General features: G+C 68.3%; 2 protein-coding genes. One reads left to right on the top strand and one right to left on the bottom strand.

The genetic code is table 11. From position 1 onward, the window contains the following. Positions 1 to 1,066: glycoside hydrolase family 43 protein (locus tag ACLF3M_RS35165; protein ID WP_430661672.1), on the top strand; the 1,066-nt coding region annotated here is incomplete at its 5' end. Here ACLF3M_RS35165 and ACLF3M_RS35170 read toward each other — a convergent pair. Beyond that, positions 1,000 to 2,238, bottom strand: coding sequence for a hypothetical protein (locus tag ACLF3M_RS35170; RefSeq protein ID WP_430661673.1), 1,239 nt, complete (start codon positions 2,236 to 2,238; stop codon positions 1,000 to 1,002). The genes ACLF3M_RS35165 and ACLF3M_RS35170 overlap by 67 nt on opposite strands. Positions 2,239 to 2,279 lie beyond the last annotated feature (41 nt).

Genomic DNA, 2,279 nt, shown 5'->3' on the forward strand with positions numbered 1-2,279 from the left:
TCAGCTTGTCGGGCGCGCCAGGAGCCTCACGGTGCATCTCTACGTCGAGACGACCTACGCGAACCCCCTCATCGAGGAGCCCTGGGCCGACCCTGCCGTGGCCGGCCCCGACCGGGAGGGGTGGTATTGGTCCTACGCCACCGACGATGACCACGAGCCGCTTCCCCGCCGTCAGTTCAAGGTCGCCCGCTCGCGCGACCTGGTGCGCTGGGAAACCCACCCTGACGGCGCGCGGCTCGGCGCCCTGCCGGATCCCATCCCGAACTACGGCCGGCATCGGGCGAGTTGGGCGCCAGACGTACGACGCCTCGGGCCAGATTCCTGGGTGCTTTACGGTTCGCTCCGTTTCGACGACCACGAGCACGATGGTGAGAACGGCCACGGCATCTTCGTCGCACGCTCCTCCGGCCCGACCGGCTTCGCTGAACCCCAGGTGCTGCGCAGGGGCCCGGGCTTCACGGTGATCGATCCCTGCCATTACCGTTCCAGCCGTCTTGGCCGCAGCTTCCTCTACTGGGGCTCCGGCTTTGCGCCGATCTTCGGCCAGGAACTCAGGGAGGACGGCCTCGCCTTCGAACCGGGCTCGGTGCCGCGTGCCGTGCTGCATCCGAACCCGCACGAGCCCGACGAGCGGCTGTGGGAAGGGGTGCATGTTATCGAGCACCCCGACGACGGCCATCCGATCATGATCGCCTCGAGCGCATGCACCTGGATCGGTCCGTACCGCGCGCACAGCTTCCGCGCTGGCGATCACCCGCTCGATCTCTTCACGCCGAACCCGAGCGGTCGGCCGCTGCTGACCGAGAACGCCGTATGGGGCCTGTGCGGCCAGGTCTTCGTGCAGACCGACGCGATCGGCCAGCACTGGATCTTCTACCATGCGGTGCGCGAGGGCGCGGTCATCCCCGGCACCGAGGATCTCGAGCACATGGGCCGGCGCGGCGTACCGCTGCGGCAACTCTGCATGGACCGGCTGCTCTTCGACAGCGCCGGTCATCCCTATGTCGCGGACGGATCGCCGTCCTGGACGACGAAGCCGGGCCCGGTCGTCCGCAAGAGGTTCTGAGCGCAACCATGCGCTGAGGCGCGTCGGCGCCAGGCCGCGACGTCCAGCACCAGCCGCGCAGCGGCGTCCACCCCGCCGCCGCTGATCACCAGGGCATGGGCCCGTTCCACGCGCTCGCCCTGCGTACGGCCGCCTGCGAGGATCTCTGCAAAGGCGACAGTCAGCGCCTCGGCGGTGAGCACAGCGAAATCGTCGAACTCAGACGGCTTTCCCGTGTCTCGCTCGGTTTCGACAAGTCTGACGGCGAACGCGTGCACGCCAGCCTGCCGGCTGAGGCCGTCCGCTACGACGAGCGTCTCGCGGATCGGACCTGGTATTAGCACGAGGGGCGTCCGCATCGCGGCGCCCTCGTGCATAGTGCTGGTGCCCTCGGCGACAAGAATGTCCGCTGCGCGAGCGTAAAGCAGCGCCTCCGCCGCGGGCACCACGCCCTCGACCTGCACCCAATCAGGCAGCAGATCCGGCATGCCCGGCACGCCGCGCAGCTCGTCCTTGTCGACGACTGCCAGAAGCACGAGCCGAAGGCCAGGTCGCCCCGCCGCGCGCAGCCGATTGGCGGCAGCGTACACACTGGAGAGCACGGCGTGGCCAAACTCCCTGCCGAAGGGGAAGCCGCGCGGCGCGTAAACGACCACCGGCCCCGCGCTGGATAAGTTCAGCCGCGACCGCGCTGCGGCCTTCTCCGGCGTCGTCTCCGTCTCGAGGAACGGTCCGGTGCGCAGCAGCTTGTGTTCGAACATGTCCAACTCGGCTGGGACGCCAAACCGCGGCGCATAGGGCCACACCAGCGCGTCCATCTGCATAAGCCAGGGCCAATCCGCCCAAAGCTCGTCTCCTACCGGGTACATCAGCAGGGAAACCCAGGCCGCCTGCGGCACCGCCCGCCGCCAGGGGAAGACATAGCGCGCCGCATCGTCCACGATCGCGTCGGCATCGCCGAAGCACGCCTGCAAGACCGCATCGCGGTTTTCTCTCGTCAGTTCCGGAAGCAGGCGCGGGCGATAGCCGAGGCGCATGGTTGCCTGGACATTGAAGGGGCGCAGACGCCCAGTGTCGAGGACGTAGTCAATCTCGACCCTCGGATCGAGCCGCCGTAGCGCCCGCGCCAACGCGCCGGTGCGCGAGATGTGCCCGATCCCGCCCGATACGGACGGCAACATCACTACCTTCATCCCCTGTGCTCCCGAGCAAACGATTTGGTCACCGCAACATC

The sequence above is a fragment of the Falsiroseomonas sp. HW251 genome, assembly GCF_050563545.1.
In the GTDB taxonomy this organism is placed as follows: Bacteria; Pseudomonadota; Alphaproteobacteria; order Acetobacterales; family Acetobacteraceae; genus Falsiroseomonas.

What these genes read in the sequence shown, in the direction of transcription:
- ACLF3M_RS35170 (WP_430661673.1), bottom strand. Translation starts at nt 2,238, where the DNA reads ATGAAGGTAGTGATGTTGCCGTCCGTATCGGGCGGGATCGGGCACATC.